This window comes from Aeromonas sp. R7-1, assembly GCF_040908115.1.
Lineage (GTDB): Bacteria > Pseudomonadota > Gammaproteobacteria > Enterobacterales > Aeromonadaceae > Aeromonas > Aeromonas caviae.
On record NZ_JBFODD010000009.1, the window covers coordinates 36,555 to 58,580 of the forward strand.

Annotated in this window: 17 protein-coding genes; 10 read left to right on the top strand and 7 right to left on the bottom strand. The window is 64.5% G+C overall.

The genetic code is table 11. The annotated features are described in order from the left end of the window. Nucleotides 1-37 precede the first annotated feature (37 nt). From AB5Y51_RS01135 to AB5Y51_RS01145, 3 genes are all read left to right on the top strand, one after another. Nucleotides 38-178 (top strand): DUF2256 domain-containing protein, encoded by a 141-nt coding sequence (locus AB5Y51_RS01135; protein ID WP_103254914.1) that lies wholly within the window; start codon nt 38-40, stop codon nt 176-178. Further along, entirely contained in the window at nt 178-1,698 is a 1,521-nt protein-coding gene (locus AB5Y51_RS01140) for a cryptochrome/photolyase family protein (protein WP_368177917.1), read from the top strand. The genes AB5Y51_RS01135 and AB5Y51_RS01140 overlap by 1 nt, the downstream gene beginning before the upstream one ends. Nucleotides 1,699-1,851: 153 nt before the next feature. Next, nucleotides 1,852-3,105 carry a D-amino acid dehydrogenase gene (locus tag AB5Y51_RS01145; RefSeq protein WP_368177918.1) on the top strand — a complete coding sequence of 418 codons (1,254 nt, stop codon included), beginning with the start codon at nt 1,852-1,854 and terminating at the stop codon, nt 3,103-3,105. 78 nt (nt 3,106-3,183) lie between these two features. Here the strand turns inward: AB5Y51_RS01145 and AB5Y51_RS01150 are convergent, their stop codons facing one another. Continuing rightward, a complete protein-coding gene (locus tag AB5Y51_RS01150) occupies nt 3,184-4,308 on the bottom strand; it encodes an HPP family protein (protein WP_323916813.1) in 1,125 nt (374 codons plus the stop codon). Between the two features lie 177 nt (nt 4,309-4,485). Between AB5Y51_RS01150 and AB5Y51_RS01155 the strand changes: the two genes are divergently transcribed. Continuing rightward, the gene (locus tag AB5Y51_RS01155; RefSeq protein WP_368177919.1) at nt 4,486-5,586 is read left to right on the top strand and encodes a glycosyltransferase family 9 protein; all 1,101 of its coding nucleotides are present in this window, start codon (nt 4,486-4,488) and stop codon (nt 5,584-5,586) included. Between the two features lie 93 nt (nt 5,587-5,679). Here AB5Y51_RS01155 and metE read toward each other — a convergent pair whose 3' ends face one another. Beyond that, nucleotides 5,680-7,944: a 5-methyltetrahydropteroyltriglutamate--homocysteine S-methyltransferase gene (gene metE / locus AB5Y51_RS01160; RefSeq protein WP_039041274.1), complete on the bottom strand. Its 2,265-nt coding sequence runs from the start codon at nt 7,942-7,944 to the stop codon at nt 5,680-5,682. A gap of 161 nt (nt 7,945-8,105) precedes the next feature. On the opposite strand from metE, the gene AB5Y51_RS01165 reads away from it, so the two are divergent. Next, a complete protein-coding gene (locus AB5Y51_RS01165; RefSeq protein ID WP_039041273.1) occupies nt 8,106-9,041 on the top strand; it encodes a LysR substrate-binding domain-containing protein in 936 nt (311 codons plus the stop codon). A 73-nt stretch (nt 9,042-9,114) separates the two neighbouring features. Here AB5Y51_RS01165 and AB5Y51_RS01170 read toward each other — a convergent pair whose 3' ends face one another. Both AB5Y51_RS01170 and AB5Y51_RS01175 read right to left on the bottom strand, forming a co-directional pair. Next, nucleotides 9,115-9,837, bottom strand: a complete 723-nt coding sequence (locus AB5Y51_RS01170) for a siderophore ferric iron reductase (protein ID WP_368177929.1) — start codon at nt 9,835-9,837, stop codon at nt 9,115-9,117. A 146-nt stretch (nt 9,838-9,983) separates the two neighbouring features. Next, nucleotides 9,984-12,128 carry a TonB-dependent siderophore receptor gene (locus AB5Y51_RS01175; RefSeq protein WP_201926057.1) on the bottom strand — a complete coding sequence of 715 codons (2,145 nt, stop codon included), beginning with the start codon at nt 12,126-12,128 and terminating at the stop codon, nt 9,984-9,986. Between the two features lie 426 nt (nt 12,129-12,554). Here AB5Y51_RS01175 and AB5Y51_RS01180 point away from each other — a divergent pair, with 426 nt between their 5' ends. Next, on the top strand, nt 12,555-14,078 hold the full coding sequence (locus tag AB5Y51_RS01180; protein WP_368177920.1) for a diguanylate cyclase: 1,524 nt from the start codon (nt 12,555-12,557) through the stop codon (nt 14,076-14,078). Continuing rightward, nucleotides 14,068-15,636: an EAL domain-containing protein gene (locus AB5Y51_RS01185; RefSeq protein ID WP_368177921.1), complete on the top strand. Its 1,569-nt coding sequence runs from the start codon at nt 14,068-14,070 to the stop codon at nt 15,634-15,636. The genes AB5Y51_RS01180 and AB5Y51_RS01185 overlap by 11 nt, the downstream gene beginning before the upstream one ends. On the opposite strand, the gene AB5Y51_RS01190 is transcribed toward AB5Y51_RS01185, so the two are convergent. Then, nucleotides 15,633-16,532 (bottom strand): AraC family transcriptional regulator, encoded by a 900-nt coding sequence (locus AB5Y51_RS01190; protein ID WP_324061895.1) that lies wholly within the window; start codon nt 16,530-16,532, stop codon nt 15,633-15,635. The two genes, AB5Y51_RS01185 and AB5Y51_RS01190, sit on opposite strands and share 4 nt — an antisense overlap. A 116-nt stretch (nt 16,533-16,648) precedes the next feature. Further along, the gene (locus tag AB5Y51_RS01195) at nt 16,649-17,548 is read right to left on the bottom strand and encodes a LysR family transcriptional regulator (RefSeq protein ID WP_041215048.1); all 900 of its coding nucleotides are present in this window, start codon (nt 17,546-17,548) and stop codon (nt 16,649-16,651) included. Nucleotides 17,549-17,648: 100 nt separating this feature from the next. Between AB5Y51_RS01195 and AB5Y51_RS01200 the strand changes: the two genes are divergently transcribed. The 3 genes from AB5Y51_RS01200 (at nt 17,649) to AB5Y51_RS01210 (ending at nt 20,913) form a co-directional block, all read left to right on the top strand. Continuing rightward, a complete protein-coding gene (locus tag AB5Y51_RS01200; RefSeq protein ID WP_368177922.1) occupies nt 17,649-18,287 on the top strand; it encodes an NAD(P)-dependent oxidoreductase in 639 nt (212 codons plus the stop codon). Nucleotides 18,288-18,634: 347 nt separating this feature from the next. Continuing rightward, a complete protein-coding gene (locus tag AB5Y51_RS01205) occupies nt 18,635-19,657 on the top strand; it encodes an isopenicillin N synthase family dioxygenase (RefSeq protein WP_368177923.1) in 1,023 nt (340 codons plus the stop codon). A 92-nt stretch (nt 19,658-19,749) separates the two neighbouring features. Further along, complete coding sequence (locus AB5Y51_RS01210) at nt 19,750-20,913, top strand: PLP-dependent aspartate aminotransferase family protein (protein ID WP_368177924.1); 1,164 nt, start codon at nt 19,750-19,752, stop codon at nt 20,911-20,913. 83 nt (nt 20,914-20,996) lie between these two features. Here the strand turns inward: AB5Y51_RS01210 and folD are convergent, their stop codons facing one another. Continuing rightward, the gene (gene folD / locus AB5Y51_RS01215) at nt 20,997-21,854 is read right to left on the bottom strand and encodes a bifunctional methylenetetrahydrofolate dehydrogenase/methenyltetrahydrofolate cyclohydrolase FolD (protein WP_266136461.1); all 858 of its coding nucleotides are present in this window, start codon (nt 21,852-21,854) and stop codon (nt 20,997-20,999) included. Nucleotides 21,855-22,026: the final 172 nt, after the last annotated feature.

A 22,026-nucleotide genomic window follows, 5' to 3' on the forward strand; every position in this document is an offset into this window, starting at 1 on the left:
GGCAGAGAGAAACCAAGGGCATCAACAGGGCCGCCACATGCACCTCAAACCCCATCTACCCGAGAAGATCTGTCCCGTCTGCCTGCGTCCTTTTGCCTGGCGGCGCAAGTGGGCCCGCTGCTGGCAGGAAGTGCGCCATTGCAGCGAACGCTGCCGTCGTCGGAAGGAGCACCCCTGATGGAGCTGCGCCTCATTCTCGGGGATCAACTGAACGCAGGTCACAGCTGGTTTCGCACGCAGGATCCCGCTGTCTGCTACCTGATGGTGGAGCTGCGCCAGGAGACGGACTACTGCCGCCACCATCGCCAGAAGGTGCTCGCCTTCTTTGCCGCCATGCGCGCCTTCGCCGCCGCCCTCACCAAGGCGGGCCACCGGGTCTGCTACCTGACTCTCGATGAGAGCGCCCCCTGGCCCGATTTGCCGAGCTTGCTGGCGGCCCAGCTAGAAGCGCATCAGGCCGAGCACTTCGCCTGGCAGAGCCCGGACGAGTGGCGCCTTGCAAGCCAGCTGACCCAGTGGGCCTCAGGCCTTGCCATCCCGACCGCTGAGGTGGACAGCGAACATTTTCTCACCCCCCGCGATGGCTGGCGACGCTACCCCCACAGCCGGATGGAGTTCTTCTACCGCGCCCTGCGAAAGCAGTACCGGGTGCTGCTCGATGAACGCGGCCAGCCCCTTGGGGGGCGCTGGAACTTCGATGCCGAGAATCGCGCCAAATTGCCGGCGAGCCAACCCATCACGGCGCCCCTCACCTTTGCCAACGAGGTGAACGACATCGATGCCATGCTGACCCGCCACGGCGTCGCCACCATTGGCAGTGCCGATGCCGACGCCCTGCCCTGGCCCGTCACCCGGCGCCAGAGCCGCGCACTGCTTGAACACTTCCTTGCGCACTGCCTGCCCCACTTCGGTCGCTATCAGGACGCCCTGAGCGAGCGGGGCTGGAGCCTGTTCCACAGCCGCTTGTCGTTTTCCATGAACAGCAAGATGCTCCATCCCCTCGAGGTGATCCGCGCTGCGCAAGCTCACTGGCAGGCCAATCAGGCCACCATTTCCCTGGCGCAGGTGGAGGGGTTCATCCGCCAGATCCTCGGCTGGCGCGAGTTTGTCCGCGCCCTCTACTGGGAAAAGATGCCCGAGTATCGGCGCACCAACTTTCTCGGGGCCGAGCGACCCCTGCCCGGTTTTTTCTGGAATGGAGAAACCAGCATGGCCTGCGTACGTCACGCTATTCGACAGTCTCTGGAGCACGCCTATGCCCACCATATCCAGCGGCTGATGGTGACCGGCAACTTCGCCCTGCTGGCGGGGATCCACCCTGACGAGGTGGATGCCTGGTATCTGGGCATCTATGTGGACGCCATTGAGTGGGTGGAGCTGCCCAACACCCGCGGCATGAGCCAGTTTGCCGATGGCGGTCTGATGGGCAGCAAGCCCTACGCCAGCAGCGGCGCCTATCTCGAGCGGATGGGCCACTACTGCAAGGGGTGTCACTATCAGGTGAAGGCCCGCAGCGGGCCGGACAGCTGCCCCTTCAACAGCCTCTATTGGCACTTTCTCTGGCGCAACCGGGACAAACTTGGCAACAACCCTCGCCTCGCCCTGCCTTATGCCAACTGGGATGGCCAAACCACAGAACAGCAGCGAGCCATCCTGACGACGGCAGAGCATCATCTGCTCCACCTGGAGCGGCTCTGAATCGACCGGATTTCATGCCAGAAAGTGAGCAAATGACAACATTGAGAGCCAGTTAACAAAATGTGAATAGCGATAACCACCAATGACATCGACACCAGTTGAATATCCTGTGGCGGCTGATTAAGGTGGAGGCCCCAGTCAAGGAGAGACAAGATGGACATAGTGGTACTCGGTGGTGGCGTGGTCGGTGTGACCAGCGCCTGGTATCTGGCCAAGGCCGGTCACAAAGTGACCCTGCTGGAGCGGCGTGACGGGGTGGCCCTTGAAACCAGCCATGCCAACGCGGGTCAGATCTCCCCGGGTTATGCTTCCCCCTGGGCTGCCCCCGGCATTCCCCTCAAGGCCGCCAAATGGCTGCTGCAAAAGCACGCCCCCTTCACGGTGCGACCCACCTCGGACCCCTTCCAGCTGCGCTGGATGCTGAAGATGTTCGCTAACTGCACGCCGGCAGCCTATGCAGTCAACAAGGGGCGCATGGTGCGGCTGGCCGAGTACAGCCGCGACTGCATGAAGCAGTTGCGGGGCGAGCTGGCGCTCGACTACGAAGGGCGCCAGCTCGGCACCCTGCAACTGTTTCGCAGTCAGGCGCAGCTCGATGCCAGCCAGCGCGATATCGCCGTGCTCGAGGAGTACGGCGTCCCCTATCAGTCTCTGAATGCCGACGGCTGCGAGGAGGTCGAGCCCGCCCTGGCAAGGGTGCGTGGCAAGGTGGTGGGGGGCCTGCGCCTGCCGGGGGACGAGACGGGGGATTGCTTCCGCTTCACCCAAGCCCTAGCTGACGAGGCCCGCAAGCTCGGGGTGAGCTTCGTCTTCAACTGCGCCATCGACGAGGTCGAGATCGCGAAGGGACGCGCCGTAGCGGTCCGTGCCGGCGAGCAGCGCTTCCAGGCCGACGCCATCGTCTGTGCCCTCGGCAGTTATGGCACCGGCTTCCTGCGCCCCCTCGGAATTGAGCTCCCCGTCTACCCGGTCAAGGGGTACTCCCTCACCCTGCCGATGACGGATGCCAAGGGTGCCCCACGCAGCACCGTGCTGGACGAAACCTACAAGGTCGCCATTACCCGCTTCGACGAACGGATCCGGGTGGGCGGCATGGCCGAACTCTCGGGCTTCAACCTGGCGCTCAACCCCAGACGCCACGATACCCTGGCCATGGTGGTGAGGGATCTCTTCCCCCAGGGGGGAAATCTGGAGCAGGCCACCTTCTGGACCGGGCTGCGCCCCATGACGCCGGACGGCACGCCCCTGGTGGGCCCAAGTCCCATTCCCGGGCTCTGGCTCAATACCGGCCACGGCACCCTGGGCTGGACCATGGCGGCAGGATCGGGCCAGTTGCTCAGCGATCTCATCTCGGGCAATACCCCGGATATCAGCGACGAGGGGCTCACCCTGGCCCGCTACGGCTAGGCATTGGCCACCGTCTGTGCAAGTCTGCGAAATGAAGAGGGCGTGCCTGGCACGCCCTCTTTTTTCTTGCCCCCCTGGCTATGACGACACCGGGGTCGCCTCCTCGCTCGTCAGTCCGGGTTTCAGGGCCAGGGTGAAGAGCGCCGCCACCATGTCGGACTGGGTGATGATGCCCACCAGCTGCTCCCCCTCCACCACCGGCATGTGGTGCAGCCCCCCGTCGGAGAAGGCCTCCACCAGATCGTAGAGAGGCTGGTAGCGCCGCGCCGTCTGCACCTCCCGGGTCATCAGATCCGCGACCTGCTGCTGTTCAAGGGCCTCCTTCCCCCTCGGCTGGTGACCCGCCCGGTCGATCATCAGGTCGTGCAGGGTGATGATGCCGACCAGCCTCTCCCCCTCATCCACCACCGGCAGCGCCTTGATCTGGTGGTGGGAGAGCAGATGCCACGCTTCCATGGCGAGCGCCTGTGGCGTCGTCACGACGAGATCCCGCGACATCACATCCTGGCAACGCACCGTCCCCACCCGCTCGCGCAGGGCGTGCAACTGGGCCTCCTGCAGCAGCTCCTGCAGATCCTGGCGGCTGATGTCCAGCAGCTCCCCGTGTTTTTGCAGGGCAAAGTCGATGTCCTGGGTGGCGAGCCGGGCACTCGGCTGGGGATCCGCCGTCTGGTGGCGATTGGGCGCCACCTTGCCGCCATGGGGATAACGACGCCCCAGAGCGCGGTTGTAGAGCAAGCCCAGACTCAGCAGCAACAGGGAGTTGAGCAGCACCGGCAGCAGCACGTAGCCGACCCCGAGCGCCCGGATCCCCTCGCCGCCGATGACGGCGGTCAGGGCCACGGCGCCGCCGGGCGGGTGCAGGCTGCGGGTGAGGAACATGGCGGCGATGGCCAGCATCACCGCCAGGGCCGAGGCGATAGCCATGTCCGGCACCAGGCTCGCACTCAATACCCCCATCAGGGCCGACACCCCGTTGCCCACAAGGATGGACCAGGGCTGGGCCAGGGGGCTGGCGGGCGCGGCAAACAGCAGCACGGCGGAGGCCCCCATGGGCGCGATGAGCCAGTGCACCTCGAGCCCCAGCCCCCAGCGACACAGCAAGGCGGTGCCGAGCAAGCCGATGAGGGCGCCAAGAGCGCCGTAACAACTCTCTTTGACGCTGGTATTGGTCGATACCGGCAAAAAATCTCTGAACTGCATGGTACTCCCGCTGGCGATAACATTTATTTCAAATGCGCAATTCTAGCCACTTTCCCCCCTCCCGCACCAGCACCCCGCTCCGCCATGGCTATCATCCGCACGCTTTTTCCCTTCTTAACATTGTCTTAAGAGTCCGCTGGCACCCTCTACACCATCCCAACACTGGAGCCCAACGGTATGACTCACCTCAACGATGCCCTGCGCCGCTTCGACGGCCAACGCCGGGTCTGGACGGCGGGACTGGAGCGAACCCTGCTCGGCTGGCTTGCCAGTCGCAGCGCATTGCCGCCCTCTTCGCAGGCACCCCGCCGGATCCTGGTCATTCGCAGCACCAACCGCATCGGCAACAACCTCTTCCTGCTGCCCTTCCTGCACCAGCTTCATCGCGCCCATCCCCACGCCGAGCTGGAGCTGGTGTGCAGCCCCACCACCCTGCTCCCCTTCCTGGCCGATCTGCCCCTGCGGCGCATTCATCAGATCCGGTTGCAGGGCAGACACCTGCCGGGCGCTCTCTCGGCACTCTCGCGTCTGCGCCGCCAGCACTACGACAGGGTCTACGTCCCCTTCGCCTCCAGTACGGATCACTTCATCGCCGCCTGGGTACAGGCCCGTGAGAAATGCGGCTTCGACGATGGCCACGGGGATCTCATCTTCCAGCGTCCGCGGGCTGCGGACAGTGAGTGCCACTACGCCCACCAGCCCCTGCAACTGCTCGGCATACCGGGCAATCCGGCCGAACCCATCCCCCTTGGCAGCCTGTTGCAGGGGCCAAGCCCGGCCTTGAGTGCGCTGCGACGAGCCCATCCTGGCCGTCCCCTGATCGGCTTTTTCACCGGCGCCCGCAAGGGCAAGGGGCTCTCCCAGCCCCAGTGGCAGCGGTTGCTTGGGGATCTGCGCCGTCACAGCCCGGATGCCCTGCTGATCCAGCTCGCGGATCCCGCCGCCCCCGAGCACCTGCTCGAGGACGTGCACGTTTCCCTTGGCAACATGGGGGAGCTGGCCCGCTTCACGGGCGGCCTCTCCCTCTTCGTCAGCGCCGACACAGGTCCCCTGCACCTGGCTGCCGCCAGCGGTGTGCCCTGTCTTGGCCTCTTTACCCAGACCGACCCCGCCCGCTACGGGTGCCTGGGCGCCCAACACCTCAATCTGGTGATCGAGGATCGCAATGCCATCCCCCTCGACCGCCAGTGGCTGGCCGAGGCGCTCGCAAGCGCCCCTCACCCGGTGACGATGTCGGTTTCCCCCACCCGCTACCGGCCCGCCCTGATCCCCCTCTAGGGGGCGGCCATGCAAAAAAGAGGGAAGGCTGTCGCCTTCCCTCTCTCGTCTTGGTGACACTCACCGGGCGCTCGTCCGGGTGAATGGAAGCCCTCAGGCCAGCTCGGCGCGCAGCGCCCGGGTCGCATCGACCATCACCTTCAGGGCAGCGGTGGTCTCTTCCCAGCCGCGGGTCTTGAGGCCGCAGTCCGGGTTCACCCAGAGCCGGTCTGCCGGGATTTGTTGCGCAGCCTTGCGGATGAGGTCTTCAATCCAGCCCTGGCTCGGTACGTTCGGCGAGTGGATGTCGTAGACGCCCGGGCCGATCTCGTTGGGGTAGTTGAAGCGCTCGAACGCTTCGAGCAACTGCATCTGGCTGCGGCTCGTTTCGATGGTGATCACATCCGCGTCCAGCGCCGCCACCGCCTCGATGATGAGGTTGAAGTCGCTGTAACACATGTGGGTGTGGATCTGGGTGCTGTCCACCACCGGGCTTGCGCTCAGGCGGAAGGCGCGCACCGCCCAGTCCAGGTAAGCCTGGTGATCCTGCTTGCGCAGGGGCAGCCCTTCGCGGATCGCCGGCTCGTCGATCTGGATGATCTTGATGCCGGCGGCTTCCAAGTCAGCCACCTCGTCGCGAATGGCGAGGCCAATCTGCAGGGCGGACTGCTCGCGGCTCACGTCTTCCCGCGGGAAGGACCAGCATAGAATGGTCACGGGGCCGGTCAGCATGCCCTTCACCGGCTTGTCGGTCAGGCTCTGGGCAAACTTCGTCCACTCAAGGGTCATGGGGGTCGGACGGTCGATGTCACGGGTGATCACCGGCGGCTTCACGCAGCGGGAGCCATAGCTCTGTACCCAGCCAAAGCGGGTGATGGCAAAGCCGTCCAGCAGCTCCCCGAAATACTCCACCATGTCGTTGCGCTCGGCCTCGCCGTGCACCAGCACGTCGAGCCCGATGGCCTCCTGGCGCTCGATGGCGTCCTTGATCTGGGCCTGGATGCCCGCCTCGTAGGCCTGGTCATCGATGCGCCCGGCACGCCAATCCTGGCGCAGCACCCGGATTTCAGAGGTCTGCGGGAAGGAGCCGATGGTGGTGGTGGGCAGGAGCGGCAGCTTCAGATCCGAGCGCTGCGCGTCGGCACGCACCGGGTAGGCACTCTGGCGATCGAAGTCACTGTTGGTCAGGCTGGCGAGTCGTGACTGCACCGCCTTCTTGTGAACCCGGCTGTCGGACTCCCGATCCACGATGGGCTGGCTGTAAGCCTCGATCTTGTCCAGGGCGCCACCGTCCAGGTAGTCGGACAGCAGCCCCAGCTCATAGCACTTTTGCAGGGCGAAGGCGAACCAGCTGCGAGTCTGGGGATCCAGCTCGTGCTCCAGGGTCAAATCCACCGGGCTGTGCAGCAAGGAACAGGAGGAGGCCACCCAGAGGCGCTCGCCAAGCTTTTCTTTCAAGGCCTTGAGGGTCGGCGCCAGCTTGGCCAGGTTGGCACGCCAGACGTTGCGGCCGTTGATGACACCCGCCGAGAGTACCCACTGGGCCGGCAGGTGCGGGACCAGGGTCTCGAGCTGCTCGGGGGCAGCCACCAGATCCAGGTGCAGGCCGTCCACCTTCAGACTGGTGATGATGTCCCGCTGATGGGCCACGGACCCGAAGTAGGTGGTGAGCAGCAGCTTGCAGGGGCCGCTCAGGCGCTCATATGCCTTGAGGTAGGCCAGGCGCCACTCATCCGGCAGGTCCAGCGCCAGAGCCGGCTCGTCGATTTGCACCCACTCCACCCCCTGGGCCGCCAGTTTGGCCAGGATCTCCTGGTAGACGATCAGCAGGCGATCCAGCAGTTCGAGGCGGGAGAAGCCGCTCTCTTTCTCCTTGCCAAGCCACAGGTAGGAGACGGGGCCCAGCAACACCGCCTTGACCGGCAGCCCAAGGGCCTTGGCCTCTTCCACCTCGTCAAAGAGCTGGCTCCAGCCCAGCTTGAAGCGCTGGTCACGGTAAAATTCCGGCACCAGGTAGTGATAGTTGGTGTTGAACCATTTGGTCATCTCGGCAGCGGCCGCCGCCGGACCGGTCGGCGCACGGCCACGGGCCACCCGGAACAAGGTGTCGAGGTCGGTGTCGCCGTGGCGGTGACGGGCAGGCACGGCGTCTACCAGCAGGCTGGTACCCAGCACCTGATCGTACCAGGCAAAATCCCCCACCGGCAGCAGGTTGACCCCGGCGGTACGCTGGGCCTGCCAGTGGCGCTCACGCAGGCTCTTGCCCACGGCGACCAGCTCGGCCTGGGTGGTTTCGCCACGCCAGTATGATTCGAGGGCAAATTTCAGTTCGCGCTTGGCGCCGATTCGGGGAAAGCCCAGGGTGTGTGCGAAGGTCATAGGTTCCATTCCTTATGCTCGTTTATCTGATGAGGATCTGGATTGTTTGGCCATCCAGATGTTTACACATCCAAAATGACAAGATAAGGTGGCCTTGGCTATTGAATCCTCTTCAACTGGCTCTCAAGAATTTCTCAACTGACGCACAAAGGAGCAGTGCCATGGTCGCGCCCACCCCATCCAGCCCCCCTCAGAGCAGCAATCTGGGCATCGATCTCAAACACCTGAAGACCATCAGCGCCCTGGCCGAGCAAGGGTCCCTGGCCGGGGCCGCACTCACCCTCAACCTCACCCAGTCCGCCCTCTCCCACCAACTCAAGGAGCTGGAGACCCGCCTCAATCTGGAGCTGTTTCTTCGAAAAAGCCGCCCTCTGGTGCTGACGGCGGCAGGCCAGCATCTGCTGGCCCTGGCCCGTCAGGTGCTGCCCGCCCTGGCCCAGACCGAGCGCCAGCTGGTCGCCCTGCACAGCGGCGAAGCGGGCAGGCTGCATCTGGCCCTCGATTGCCACAGCTGCATCCAGTGGCTGCTGCCGCTGTTGCCGGACTTTCGCCGCCAGTGGCCCGGCGTGGATCTGGAGGTGGAGTCGGTGCCAGGTTTCGATGCCATCAGTGCGCTGCTTGGCGGCCAGCTCGATCTGCTGCTCACCTCGGATGTACAGGCCCGCGGGGATCTTCACTTCGAGCCGCTGTTCGCCTTCGATCTCACCCTGGTGATGGCGCCGGATCACCCCCTCTGCCAGCAGCGGCGCATCGCACCGGACGATCTGCGACCGGAGGTACTGCTGGTCTACCCGGTGGAGCGGGCGCGCATGGACGTGTTCAGCCGTTTCCTGCAACCGGCCGGGGTGGAGCCCGCCCGCTGCAAACCGGTGGACAACACCTCTGTCATGCTGCAGATGGCCGCCGCCGGGCTCGGGCTCGCCGCCCTGCCCCGCTGGGCCAGCGAGGAGTTCGTGCGCCAGGGCCTGCTTGAGGCGCGCCCTCTCGGGGAGGGCATTCGCCGCCACATGTATGGCGCCGTGCGCGCCGCCGACAAAGATCAGGCCTGCCTGCAGAGCCTGTTCGAGCGCATCCGCACCCGGATGGCGGCCCAGTAAGCCGGACACAAAAAAGCCGCCAGGATCAGGCGGCTTTCATCACGGGTTGCCCGCGCAGACGAAGAGTCGGGCATCAGCACTCGTCACCCCTCGCCCCACCCAGCCTTCGCGGGCAGTTGCCACAAAGCTCCCCATCCCGGCGCTTGTAGTGCAGGCAGCAGCGCTGGCGCACATAGCCCGGGAAGGCCTCGTCCCGGGGCAGGCCCGCCTCGCGCCAACCCGTCAGATGTGCCGACGGCAGGCCACAGGATTCAAGCCAGAGGGGGGCATGGGCCCTCACCTCCTCCCGACTCACTTCCCCGAAGAAATCGGGCACCCGCACCAGGGCCGCCAGCAGATCGTCCGCCAGGAGCGGGCGCACGAAACCGGGGCGCAGCCGCTGCGCCGTCCCAAGGAGGGTGAACAGCCCCTGCCAGTGCGCCTGGAGTCGCTCCCCGGCCGTTTTGATCAACACGCCGGCCTCCCCTCTGATCATGGGCTCGGCCGGCAGGGTAAAGCCCGACACCACGCCGGCCTCATGCCCCTGTCCCAGCCTGTCGAGGGCAGGCACGGCCTGATGGCGATAGACGGCCACCATGGCGAGATAGATGGATTGCCAGCAGAGCATGCCCCAGCTGCGGGTGAGCCAGTAGGCGGGCCCCGCCTCCGAGTGTGCCTGCTGCCAGTGCGCATGGAGGGCTGCGGCCACCTCGGCCGACGTCGCTCCGGCGGCATCCGTCAGTGGCGGGCGCACGTCACCGACCGCCACCAGGTTCCCCTTGAGGGACGGGATCAGGCTGGCCGCCGCCGCGAACAGGGCCTGGTGATCCGAGACGAGGGCGCGTTCCGCGTCCGCTTTCTCCCGGCCAAGGCCGTGCTCCCGACCAAGGCTGCGCGGCACACCGCGCGCCCTCTCCTCGCCCATTCGTTGAAAGGGCCCCGGGCGCGTGCCGGGGCGCAAGGTCAGAATGCGTATTTGAGTCGCGCCTCCACGCTTCGTTCGGCCCCGAACCAGCAGTTGTTCTGGTCGTAGCAGGAGTAGTAGGTCTTGTTGAACAGGTTACTGGCGCCAAGTGATACCCCTACCCCTTTCAGGCTTGCGCTGAGGGCGGCGAGATCGTAGGAGGCGGACATATCCATCAGGAGGTAGTCCGGTACCTTGTCGGTGTTGGCGGCATCCATCTCCGCCTCCCCCACGTAGCGCAGGCCGGCGCCCACTCGCATCCCCTCGAGGTTGCCGCCGGGGTAGTAGTTGCTCCACAGCGACGCCATCTGTCTGGGGACCCAGACCGGCGTCTTGCCCTGCAACGTGGTGGTATCGCGCGTGATCTCCATGTCCATCAGGGTGTAGTTGAGGGCCAGATCCAGCTGGCTGGTGAGATCGGCTCTCCCCTCAAGCTCGATGCCCCTGGAGACCGTCTCCCCGGTCTGCAGCTTGGGCCCGTAGACATTGTCCGGGTCCGTCACCAGGGCATTCTTCTTGGTGATGTGGAACGCCGACAGGGTCGCCGTCTTGCTCATGTCGTCGGAGAGGAACTTGACGCCCCCTTCCCACTGATGACCGGTCGCCGGTTTGAACGCCTGACCCTGCTTGTCCGCCCCCGGCACCGGCTCGAAACTCTCGGCATAGCTCGCATAGGGGGAGAAGCCGCCATCCAGCTCATAGAGGGCGCCGACGCGGAAGGAGAGGTTGTCCTGATCGATGTGGGCCAGGGACTGGCTGTCCGCCCCCTGATAGAGGGTCCGGCTGTCGGTGTCCATCCGATAGCGGTCGTAGCGGGCGCCGCCGATGGCCACCAGCCGATCGAGGCGCACCTGATCCTGCAGATAGACGCCGGTCTGGGACTGACGGATCACCTTTTTATCCTGGTAGTTGAAAGTGAGTGCCTCTGGGACTATCTGGCTATGGTTCGGGTTGAAAATGTCGATGCTGGGCGCCGAGTAGTCGAGGGTATCCCGGTAGAGGATATGGGCATCTAGGTACTGGTAATCGACCCCGAGCAGCAGGTTGTGCTGGGCAGAGCCCGTCTGTACCTTGCCCGCCAGCTGGTTGTCGATGACAACGCCCCGGGACTCTTCATCGGTGAGATAGGCGTTGCGGGCCAGGGTGCGGTTGTCCGCCGCCAGGGCCGCGTTGTAGGTGTTGCGCTGATAGGCGGACGCATCCATGTAGCGGGCATTTTGCAGCACCTGCCAGCGCTCGTTGAAGTCGTGGCTGAGCTTGTAGCCCAGCAGGGTCACATCCCGGTTGTACTCGTTCCAGTTCTCGTCACCAAGGAAGGTGTCGCTGCCAAGCTGCCCCAGGGGGTTGGACTTGGCCGAGCCGCTGGCGGGCACAGTGGTGTAGATGCCGGCCTCGGGATCCTTCTGGTAGTAAAGGTTGAGGTTCAGCAGGGTGCGCTCGCCGAGCTGCCAGTCCAGGGACGGCGCAAAGACGTAGCGCTCCTCCTTCGAGGTCACCGCCTGGCCATCCTTCTCCCGGGCCAGTCCCACCAGCCGATAGGCGAGCTGCTCGTTGATGGCACCGGTGCTGTCGAGGGTCATCTCCTTGAGAGTGCCCGTGCCGGTCGCCACGCTCACGTTGTGCTTGCTCTCCCGCTGGGGGCGCTTGGCGATGAGGTTGACCATGCCGCCGGGGGGCATGCTGCCATAGAGCACCGATGTCGGCCCCTTGAACACCTCCAGCTGCTCGATGGCCACCGGATCGATCTGGGGTTGCAGGTTCCAGTCGTTGTACTGGAGCAGCAGGCCGTCATAGAAGTTCTGGTAGTTGTCAAAGCCACGGATGTTGAACAGATCCAGCCGGTTGACCGCCCCGCCCCGCAGCTCGGTGTTGACGCCGGGCACGTAGCGCAGCGCCTCGCTCACCGAGCTGACGCCGCGCAACGACAGGGTCTCCCCATCCACCACCGAGATGGCCTGGGGCGTCTCGATGGGGTCGAGCCGGGTCTTGGTCGCGGTGTTGCGATAGGTCTGGCCGAGCACGGTCAGGGTCTCGTCGGCGGTGGCCGTATCCTGGCTGTCGGACGCGGCGGCCTGTACAGAGCCTGCAAGCAGGGTGGAGATGGTCACGGCGACCAGGGTCAAAGGGGGGTGAACAAGCTGCATCTGATCCTCGATTACTTACTGCATGTGAATAGTAACAAATATCATTTGCATTTTATTGTTCTATTTTGCCCCGATATTAACAATTTGGGGCATGTTGGCGGGGAAGCGGGGAAAGCGAGGGTGGCAGGCACGCCATCTCCTATCGGAGGCAACATGGCAACGCCGTCGAAGCTCTCAGGGAGGGCTCATCATGGCCGCCTGATGAAGGTCACCGCCTTCACTTGCATCGTCAACCGGCGAGTAGCCATCACATATTCAGAACATGGCGGCATTTTCACCACCATATTCACACTCATCAGACAAGTATGGTCGCGATCTCCCTCTCCTTGTTGATCCTGGTCAATCGCTATTGATAAACGAGGCGATAGCATGCCCACCCTTTTATCAGCCCTGATTGAGACAATACCAAGCCATCAGCACACGCCTATGAATGAGACCGCCCACCAAAATCTGCACTGCGATACCCAGCTCAACGTCACCTTCGGAGTCATCATCCTGACCCTGCTTATCGCCCTGATGGCCGTCAGTGTCAGCATCCGGACCTCTGCCGAGCGCAAGTACCACAAGGTGGCGGCCATGTTCGTGCACAACATGGCGACCCAGTCCATCGAGCCACAGTTCAAGTCACTGGAGCATGTCCTCAACGAAACGGGCAGTGTCATCGATGAATCAGGCCTGGATGCCTTCCTCAATGAGGGCAACACGCCCCTTGGCCTCTCCCTGATGCAAACGTTGGCGCTCACCCCCTATGTGAAGAGCATCCTGCTCGCCGATCCGCAGGGGCGGTTCAACTCCATCCCCCATCTGCCGGTCGGGGAGCACTTTGATGCCAGGGAGCGCCCCTGGTTTCTCGCGGCCGCCGTGCGAACCCTCTTCGTGCACTACACCGACCACTACCCCAGCAAGTTCGATGACAAGAGCCGCAGCGTCTCCGTCTCCCGCCCCCTGCTCGACAAGGAGGGGTTCTTCCTCGGCACCCTGGCCATGAACGTGGATCTCGAGCAGATGAGCTATCCCCTGCGTCAGCTCATGAGCCCTCTCAAGGGGGAGTTCTACCTGGTCGATCGGGCGGGCGACATCCTGCTGCATTCGGATGTGGGGAACCTGTTTCGCCATCGCGTGGACCGCCGGCTCATCGAGCAGATGACCAACGGCGCCGACCACCTCTTCGATGCAAAGCGCCAGACCCACCTCTATTACTACTCCTTCTCCAACCCGGACTGGTTCGTCATCTATGCCGTCAGCGATGCCAGGTTCAAGGAGGTAAGCAGCAGCGAGTCCCACCAGCTCCAGATCACCCTGGTGGGCTGCATGCTGATCTGCCTGCTCTGCTGGTGGTCCTTGCGTCATGTGCTCAGCAAGATGATTTTCGAGATCATCGCCCTGATGCGCACCGGACGCATCCACGCGGGCAAACCGGGGGATCAGTTGCGCCAGGAGATCCAGAGCGGCCATCGCCAGATGCTGGAAGCCGTGGAGGCGTCCAACACGGATGCCCTGACGGGTCTGTTCAATCGCCGCTGCTTTGACAAGGCACTCGACGACCAGCTGATCGCCGGCCGCCCTTTCTGCCTGGGGTTGATCGATCTGGACAACTTCAAATCCATCAATGACACCCACGGCCACCCGGTCGGTGACGACGTCCTGCGGGCGGTTGCCCGGGAAGGGCGGCAGATTGCAGGCCAGGAGGCCACCCTCTACCGCTACGGCGGCGAGGAGCTGGCCATCATCATTCCCGGGGATGACAGCACCAGAGCACGGACGATGCTCGAGCAGTGGCGCACCCAGGTGGCACAGCGACCATGGCGCGAACCGGACCTGGTGGTGACCTTCTCTGCCGGGCTGGGACTGTGGCGACAGGAGTCCGCCGAGCAACTGCTGGCGCGGGTCGATCAGGCGCTCTATCAGGCCAAGGGTGCCGGCAAGAATCGGGTGCATCATGCCGATTGATCCCCTGGCACAGCGTCTGCGTCTGGCCATCGTGCTCGGGCTCCTCTTGCTGGTCGGCCTCACCGCCCTCAACCTCCTGCAGGCGGCCAGCGGCCTTCGCAAGGACAACGCGCGCAGCCTGAACCATGCTAGGGCCATGATAGAGAGTGCCATCAACGACAGTCAGTCCCTGGTCAAGGCCGCCCACCCCCTCGCCATGGGCCGCTGCCAGGATGAGCAACTGGCCCTGCGCGACCTCATCACCGCCTCCCCCTATGCGCGGGCACTCTATGTGCTGGGGGGGCAGCAACTGCGCTGTACCACCCTGCACAGGCCCATCCTCACCCGGGATATTCCCCGTGGCCCGGCGGGCAACCAGACGCTGATCCTCGCCAGACACAGCCCCATCACCGGGCAGACCGCCATCCTCTACCGTCAGCCATCCGGCGATCGCACCCTGCTGGTGGAGCTGGACGGCTTCCACATCTTCGGCGCCTTGCAGGCCGTGATGGGAGAGGACAACCTCTTCTTCCTCCTCGGGGACCAGGCCCTCGATGGCCACGGCAGGACCCTGCCCGCAGCCCGCCTACTGGAAGGGGGACAGCGTCTGCAACAGAGCGAGCCCACCGCTCATCCCTATCGCCTGGTGGCGCTCAACGGTTACAAGGAAGTGCTGGCGTTTGCCTGGGCGTACAACCAGGAGAACCTGCTTGCCGCCCCTGTGCTGGCGCTGTTGCTGGGGCTGCTCACCTTCTATCTGAGGGGGCGCAGCGGCTCCCCCCGCAGCGAGCTTGCCAGAGCCATGGCGGCCCGGGAGTTCATCCCCCATCTGCAACCCGTGATGGACAGGCAGGGGCGCCTGTGCGGTTGTGAAGTGTTGATGCGCTGGCGTCATCCCACACAAGGGATGATTGCCCCCAACCACTTCATCCCCCTCGCGGAGGAGTGCGGCTACATAGTGCCGATGACTCGCCAGTTGATGGCCCAGACCCGGGATTATCTGGTCGGGGTGGCCGACAGGCTGCCCCCCGGCTTTCACGTCGCCGTCAATGTCTGCGCCCAGCACTTCAAAAACCAGGACATCGTCGCCGAGTGCCGCGACTTTCTTCGCGCCTTCCCGGGCCAGGATCTGCGCCTGGTGCTCGAGGTGACGGAGCGGGAGATGGTGGATGCGGACGAGCAGACCCGCGCCATCTTCGATGCCCTGGACGAGCTGGGCGTGCTCATCGCCATCGATGACTTTGGCACCGGCCACTCCAGCCTCTGCTATCTGCAGATGTTCCATGTGGACATCATCAAAATCGATCGCAGCTTTATCAAAGGAATGAAAGAGGAAGGCCCCTCCCGCCATATCGTCGAAAACATCCTGGATCTCGCCCATCGCATGGGGCTGGCTCTGGTCGCCGAGGGGGTGGAGACCCAGGAGCAGGTCGAGATGGCACGCCACTATGGCATCGACTACTTGCAGGGCTTCTACTTCGCCAAGCCGCTGCCACCGGCCCAGTTCACTGATCTCCTGGCCAGCGCCACACGCCCGGAGCCATCCCGGCGCCATGCCGAAATGAGCCTCCTTCCCTAACGGGGGGCGACGGGCAGCCAGTACTCCATGGTGGCGTCGGGCTGCTGGCCGTCAAAGCCGGGGGCATAGCGCTCCAGTTCGAAACCGTCCAGCCCCCGGTATGCCGACTCCGGCAGCCAGTGCAGGATGAACCAGTGCAGGCTCTCCCCCAGCTGGGCAATGGGTCCTTTGTGGGTGAGCACGGCATACTCCTGAGCCGGCACGTTGAGACTCGACAGGCCGGGGGGCGTAGGCGCCGTCGTGGCCACTCCGGCCCAGTAAGGCAGCCGCTCCCCTGCCCCCGACACATCCACCACCCCCAGCCATTCCCTCGACAAGCCCAGCGCCCCCGTCTCGCGCAGCGCTCGCCAGATGGCGGGCACCGTCTGCTGAAAATCCGGTGAGGCATCGAACAACCCCCGGATCGTGCCCCTGACCCCCAACAAGGTGAACGCCGGCAGGCTCTCTATGCGCACCTGCACCAGGTTGGGAGAGGCAGAGCGGGGGACCGCCGCCCGCACCAGGGGCGTGCGCAGCCCCAGCCGCAGGCCCCGCTTGCGATACGCCAGCGGCGAGCAGCCAAATTGCTGCTTGAAGGCGCGGCTGAAACTCACTTCCGAGCCAAACCCGTGATCCAGCGCCACATCCAGCACCCGCAGCCGGGTGGAGAGCAGCGCCTCCGCCGCCATGCTCAGCTTCAGCTCGCGCACATAGTGAGCCACCGTCTGGCCCGTCTCATGCAGGAATACCCGTTGCAACTGCCAGCGGGACCAGCAGCTCTGCCGGGCCAGCGCCTCCAGGGAGAGCGGCTGATCCAGATTGGCATGGATGTAGTCGAGCACTCGCTCGACGCGGGTGAGGTGGGCGTACGCCTCGGGCGCCGGCTCACGGGATGGGAGGGGAGAAGTCGGTGTCATGATGCGCTTGAGACCACGCCAGCAGAGGGCGCTCTGGCCCGGGAGGGCCACATTAAACAGGGGTGTCGCGCCGACCGCAAGGCCGGCGCACCGCCAGGCTATTCATCCCGCCCCGCTCAAGGTAGACGGCTCTGGCCATGCTCGGCAAAGTGGCTGCGAAGGGCGCTGATCACCCGCCGCACCTTCTCCGGGATCTCCCGCTGGGGGGTGATGGCATGGATCTCCATGGGAGGGGCCAAAAAGCCCGGCAGCAGCGCGAGCAATCGACCGGTGGCGAGATCTTCTTCTATTTCACCTTCCGGTTGCAGCGAAATCCCCTGCCCTGCCAGGGTGAACTGGCGCAGGGGCAAGACGTTGTTGCACAGCACCCTGGGCTTGGGCTTGATCTTGTGGGCCTCCCCCTTTTCGTCCAGCAGCAGTATCCCGCCCCCCAGCATGTCCGAAGCCAGCCAGTCGTGGGCCAGCAGATCCGCCGGGCTGCGCGGCGTGCCCTTGCGTGCCAGATAGGCGGGCGAGGCACACAGCAGCATCCGGGTCTGACCCAGCCTGCGTGCCACCAGGGTGGAATCTTCAAGCGTGCCGACCCGCAGCGCCACGTCGATGCGATCCTTGATGAGATCCCGCTTCTCGTCGTCGGCAATGATCTGGATGCCCAGGCCGGGGTGAGCCTGCAGCAGCGGCGAGAGCGCCCGCGCCAGGGGCTGGCCCGCCATCCCCACCGGCGCGGTGATCCGCACTTCTCCGAGCAGGCTGTCGCGCACCTCCGAGAGGCGCAGCTCGGTGTCGTTCAGGGTCTGCTGCAACGACTGGCAACCCTGCCACACCACCTCCCCCGCCTCGGTCAGGCTGAGACGGCGGGTGGAGCGGTGCAGCAGGGGCAGACCGAGCTGGCTCTCCAGTTGACTGATATGCTGGCTGACGGCGGACGGGGTCATGCCGAGGGCCTTGGCGGCGCCGGTCATGCTGCCCGCCTCCACCACGGCGGCAAAGATGGCGTAGCGTCTGAGCTGATCCATTATGAAGCCCTGCTTACAAGTGAATACAATTTTAAGTGGATTATTAAATCACACTCGGGGGCGTAGGATAGCCCCATTCCCACAGTGAAGGAGAATTCCCATGAAGATTGCCCTCATCGGTGCCAGCGGTTTTGTCGGTTCAGCCATCCTCCAGGAGGCCGTCAGCCGCGGTCATCAGGTCACCGCCATCGTGCGTGACGTGAGCAAGGTCGCCGCCCATCCCCTGGTCACCGCCGTGGCGGTGGACGCCCAGGACAGCCAGGCACTGGCCAGGGTGCTCAAGGGGCACGATCGGGTGATCAGTGCCTACAACCCGGGCTGGAGTGCCCCGGACATCTACGATCAGTACCTCAAGGGTGCCAGCGCCATCGTGGCCGCCGCCGTCGCGGCCAACAGCTGGCTGCTGGTAGTCGGCGGTGCCGGCAGTCTGGAAATCGCCCCGGGCGTGCAGCTGGTGGACACCCCGGAGTTCCCGGCAGAGTGGAAGCAAGGGGCCCTCGCGGCCCGGGATGGTCTCACCGCCCTTCGCCGGGAAACCACCCTCGACTGGCGTTTCGTCTCCCCACCGGTGTTCCTCGAACCCGGCGAGAAGCGCGGCGATTACCGCCTTGGCACGGATCAGGTGCTGTTCAGCGGCGATCAGCCCGCCGGGATCACGGTCGGCGATCTGGCGGACGGGGTGCTGAACGAGGCGCAAGCACCGGCTCACCTGCGCCAGCGTTTCACCCTGGGTTATTGAGGAAAGGCGCGCCAGCAACCCTTCCCATGACAGTCACACGGAGGGAGGCGGATGCCTCCCTCCGCCTTTTCTCTCCCGCGTCTATCCCGTCACGCCAATGTCGCTCTCACCCGGTACGGCAGATCGCTGCCTGAGCCGCCCGTTGCTCGTTCCATTCGCTCAAGTCCGAATTCCATTTCGAATTTTGTATATAACTAAGAATATTTTGTTGCTTCCACCTTATAACCTCGAACAGTAGCATCACCCTCAACCCAAACGGCGCCACTCAAGAAGGGTGCGCCCCGGTTTCGCAACACCCCGCACGCCGGGGCACGCAGACCCCGTTCACGGAAAGTGAGGAGATGCCCATGACCACCCCATCATTGCCGATCATCGATCTCGCCGCCCTCAAGGGCACCCCGGCTGCACGCAGCCAGATGCTGGCGCAGCTTGGCCAGGCCGCCCGCGAAGTGGGCTTTTTCTATCTGGTGGGCCATGATCTGAGCGAATCGGCGCGCCAGGAGACCCTGGCGCTCGCCGCCCGCTTCTTCGCCCTGCCACTTGAAGAAAAACTGGCGGTGCAGATGGTTCACTCCCCGCACTTTCGCGGCTACAACCAGGTGGGGGCAGAGCTCACCCGGGCACGGCCGGATCTGCGGGAGCAGTTCGATATCATGAATGAGGCCCAGTCCCTGCCTGTGGTGCACATTCGTGAACCCTGGCAGCGCCTCATCGGCCCCAATCAGTGGCCCGCCGCCCTGCCCGAGATGAAAACACGTCTGCTGGCATGGCAGGATCGACTGAGCGACATCACCCTCACCCTGCTGGACGCTTTCGCAGAGGTGCTGGGGCAGCCCGCCTGCGTATTTGACGAGAGCATTCGCGGTGCCCCCTACCAGCACATGAAGCTCATTCACTACCCCGGACAACCAGAAGGCAGCAGTGGTCAGGGGGTAGGTGCCCACAAGGATCCCGGCTACCTGACTCTGGTGATGCAGGACGATCACTCCGGGCTCGAAGTGGAGACGGCGGATGGCTGGATCCCCGCGCCCCCCCTGCCGGGCGCCCTGGTGGTCAACATCGGCGAGCTGCTGGAGCTCGCGTCCGACGGCTACCTCAAGGCCACCCTGCACCGGGTGGTGAGCCCCCCTCCCGGGGTATCGCGCCTCTCCTGCGCCTTCTTCATGGCGGCAAGGCTGGATGCGACTGTGCCACTGCTTAGCCTCTCCCCCGAGCTGGCGGCGCTGGCCGAAGGGCCCCAGAGCGATCCCGCCAACCCGCTCTTTTATCAGGTGGGGGAGAACGTGCTCAAGGGGAGGCTGCGCTCCCACCCGGATGTGGCGGCCCGCCACTATGCAGGCGAGCCGCAGCGCGAGCCAGCGCTAGTCTGACAACCCGCCACTCGACATTAAAAAAGGGGCGCGACGGCGCCCCGGATAACACAAGCAGTCGGGCAACGACCTGACAATGACGGAGTACAAAAATGAAATTCAAGACCATGAGCGTACACAGCGGCCAGCGGATCGACCCCCAGACCGGAGCCCTCACCACCCCGCTCTACCAGAGCAGCACCTTCAGCTACTTCAACGCCCAGGCGGGCAAGGAGCGCTTCGCAGGTCAAGCCCCCGGCTTCATCTACAGCCGCTTTGGCAACCCCACCACCGCCGAACTGGAGCAGAAGCTGGCAGCCCTCGAAGGTGCAGATGAGTCACTGGTGGTGGCCAGCGGCATGGCGGCGGTGAGTGCCATCATGTATGCCCTGGCAGACAGCGGTGATGAAGTGGCCTATATCGGCCCCCTCTACGGCGGCACCGATGCCTTCCTCAAGCAGACCTTCAGCCGCGCCGGCATCAAGATCACCGCCTACGAGAGCGATCAGGCGCTGCTGGCCAACATCCGCCCCGCCACCAAGGTGGTACTCTTTGAAACCCTGACCAATCCCACCCTCAAGGTGGTGGATCCGCGGGTGGTGGTGGAGGCGGCCCGCAAGGTGGGTGCCATCACGGTGTGTGACAACACCTTCCTCACCCCCTATCTGCTGCGCCCGCTCGAGCTTGGCATCGACATCGTCATGCACAGCGGCACCAAGTACCTGGGCGGTCACGGCGACATCATCGCCGGGGTGGTGGCGGGTCGTCATGAGCTGATGAAGTCGATTCGCACCGTGGCCCTCAAGCACATCGGCTCCCCCATCGGCCCCCAGGAGGCCTACCTGCTGCAGCGCGGGGTCAAGACCCTTCCCCTGCGCATGGATGCCCACCTGCACAACGCCCAGAAGGTGGCTGACTTCCTGGCCGCCCACCCGGCAGTGAAGAAGGTGATCTACCCGGGCCTTGCCAGCCATCCGGGCCACGATACCCTCGGCGCCTTCGCCAGCGGCTTTGGCGGCATGGTGAGCATCGAGCTGGAAGGCGGGTTTGAGCGCTGCGCCACCCTGCTCGACAACCTGCAACTCTTCGTGCAGGCGGTGAGCCTCGGCGATCTCGAGAGCCTGGCCTGCCATCCGGCCAGCACCACCCACGCCGCCATGGACGAGACGAGCCGCCTCGCCGCCGGAGTCAATGACGATCTCATCCGCTTCAGCATCGGGGTGGAAGACGCCGACGACCTGATTGCCGATCTGGCCGCCGCCCTGGCCCTCCTCTGATATCCAGTAGCGATCCGGGCGAGTGACGCAATAAAAAAGGGAAGGCAATGCCTTCCCTTTCTCTTTTCTGCCCGTCGCCCTCATCAGACGTCGTGGTAATCCTGGCAGGCGCTCAGGGTGTTCTCCATCAGGCTGGCGACCGTCATGGGGCCCACGCCCCCCGGTACCGGCGTGATGAAGGCGGCGTGATTGCGCGCGGTCTCATACTCCACATCTCCCACCAGGGAGCCGTCCGCAAGGCGGTTGATGCCCACGTCGATCACCAGGGCACCGGGTTTGACCCACTCCCCCGGAATGAAGTTGGGCTTGCCCACCGCCACCACCAGCAAGTCGGCCCGGCGCACCTGGGTCTCCAGATCCTGGGTGAAGCGGTGACAGGTGGTGGTGGTGCAACCGGCCAGCAGCAGCTCCAGCGTCATGGGGCGCCCCACGATGTTGGAAGCCCCGACCACCACCGCATGCAGACCATGGGTCTTGACGCCGGTGGTCTCGATCAGGGTCATGATCCCCTTGGGGGTGCAGGGTCGCAGCGCCGGGATGCGCTGGGCCAGACGACCCACGTTGTAGGGATGGAAGCCATCAACGTCCTTGTCGGGACGAATGCGCTCCAGCACCTGGGTGGTATCGCAGTGGGCCGGCAAGGGCAACTGCACCAGGATGCCGTCCACTTCCGGATCCTCGTTGAGCTGGTCGATCAGGGACAGCAGCTCCGCTTGTGTCGCCGTGGCGCTGAGGTCATAGGAGCGGGAGACAAATCCCACCTCTTCACAAGCGCGACGTTTGCTGCCCACATAGACTTGGGAGGCCGGATCCAGCCCCACCAGGATCACCGCCAGACCCGGTGCCCGTTTCCCCTGCGCCAACCGCTGTTGGACTTGCGCGGCGACCTGATTGCGAATCGTTTGCGCAACCTGTTTTCCATCAATGATTTTGGCAGACATCGTTCTTCACTCACCATGTGTTCAACTGCGGCGCATTGTCGCATTTTTTTGGCGCGGGTGTTAGCGGCTCTCGCAGGGAGGGCAATAAGTAGGCACTTGAATTTACTGGCGGAAAAAGTCGTTGACGCTGACTTTGGCGCTTGGGTATGATGCCCGCCCGTTGCCCAGTGGT

What these genes read in the sequence shown, in the direction of transcription:
- AB5Y51_RS01135 (WP_103254914.1), top strand. Translation starts at nt 38, where the DNA reads ATGCACCTCAAACCCCATCTACCCGAGAAGATCTGTCCCGTCTGCCTG.
- AB5Y51_RS01140 (WP_368177917.1), top strand. Translation starts at nt 178, where the DNA reads ATGGAGCTGCGCCTCATTCTCGGGGATCAACTGAACGCAGGTCACAGC.
- AB5Y51_RS01145 (WP_368177918.1), top strand. Translation starts at nt 1,852, where the DNA reads ATGGACATAGTGGTACTCGGTGGTGGCGTGGTCGGTGTGACCAGCGCC.
- AB5Y51_RS01150 (WP_323916813.1), bottom strand. Translation starts at nt 4,308, where the DNA reads ATGCAGTTCAGAGATTTTTTGCCGGTATCGACCAATACCAGCGTCAAA.
- AB5Y51_RS01155 (WP_368177919.1), top strand. Translation starts at nt 4,486, where the DNA reads ATGACTCACCTCAACGATGCCCTGCGCCGCTTCGACGGCCAACGCCGG.
- metE (WP_039041274.1), bottom strand. Translation starts at nt 7,944, where the DNA reads ATGACCTTCGCACACACCCTGGGCTTTCCCCGAATCGGCGCCAAGCGC.
- AB5Y51_RS01165 (WP_039041273.1), top strand. Translation starts at nt 8,106, where the DNA reads ATGGTCGCGCCCACCCCATCCAGCCCCCCTCAGAGCAGCAATCTGGGC.
- AB5Y51_RS01175 (WP_201926057.1), bottom strand. Translation starts at nt 12,128, where the DNA reads ATGCAGCTTGTTCACCCCCCTTTGACCCTGGTCGCCGTGACCATCTCC.
- AB5Y51_RS01180 (WP_368177920.1), top strand. Translation starts at nt 12,555, where the DNA reads ATGAATGAGACCGCCCACCAAAATCTGCACTGCGATACCCAGCTCAAC.
- AB5Y51_RS01185 (WP_368177921.1), top strand. Translation starts at nt 14,068, where the DNA reads ATGCCGATTGATCCCCTGGCACAGCGTCTGCGTCTGGCCATCGTGCTC.
- AB5Y51_RS01190 (WP_324061895.1), bottom strand. Translation starts at nt 16,532, where the DNA reads ATGACACCGACTTCTCCCCTCCCATCCCGTGAGCCGGCGCCCGAGGCG.
- AB5Y51_RS01195 (WP_041215048.1), bottom strand. Translation starts at nt 17,548, where the DNA reads ATGGATCAGCTCAGACGCTACGCCATCTTTGCCGCCGTGGTGGAGGCG.
- AB5Y51_RS01200 (WP_368177922.1), top strand. Translation starts at nt 17,649, where the DNA reads ATGAAGATTGCCCTCATCGGTGCCAGCGGTTTTGTCGGTTCAGCCATC.
- AB5Y51_RS01205 (WP_368177923.1), top strand. Translation starts at nt 18,635, where the DNA reads ATGACCACCCCATCATTGCCGATCATCGATCTCGCCGCCCTCAAGGGC.
- AB5Y51_RS01210 (WP_368177924.1), top strand. Translation starts at nt 19,750, where the DNA reads ATGAAATTCAAGACCATGAGCGTACACAGCGGCCAGCGGATCGACCCC.
- folD (WP_266136461.1), bottom strand. Translation starts at nt 21,854, where the DNA reads ATGTCTGCCAAAATCATTGATGGAAAACAGGTTGCGCAAACGATTCGC.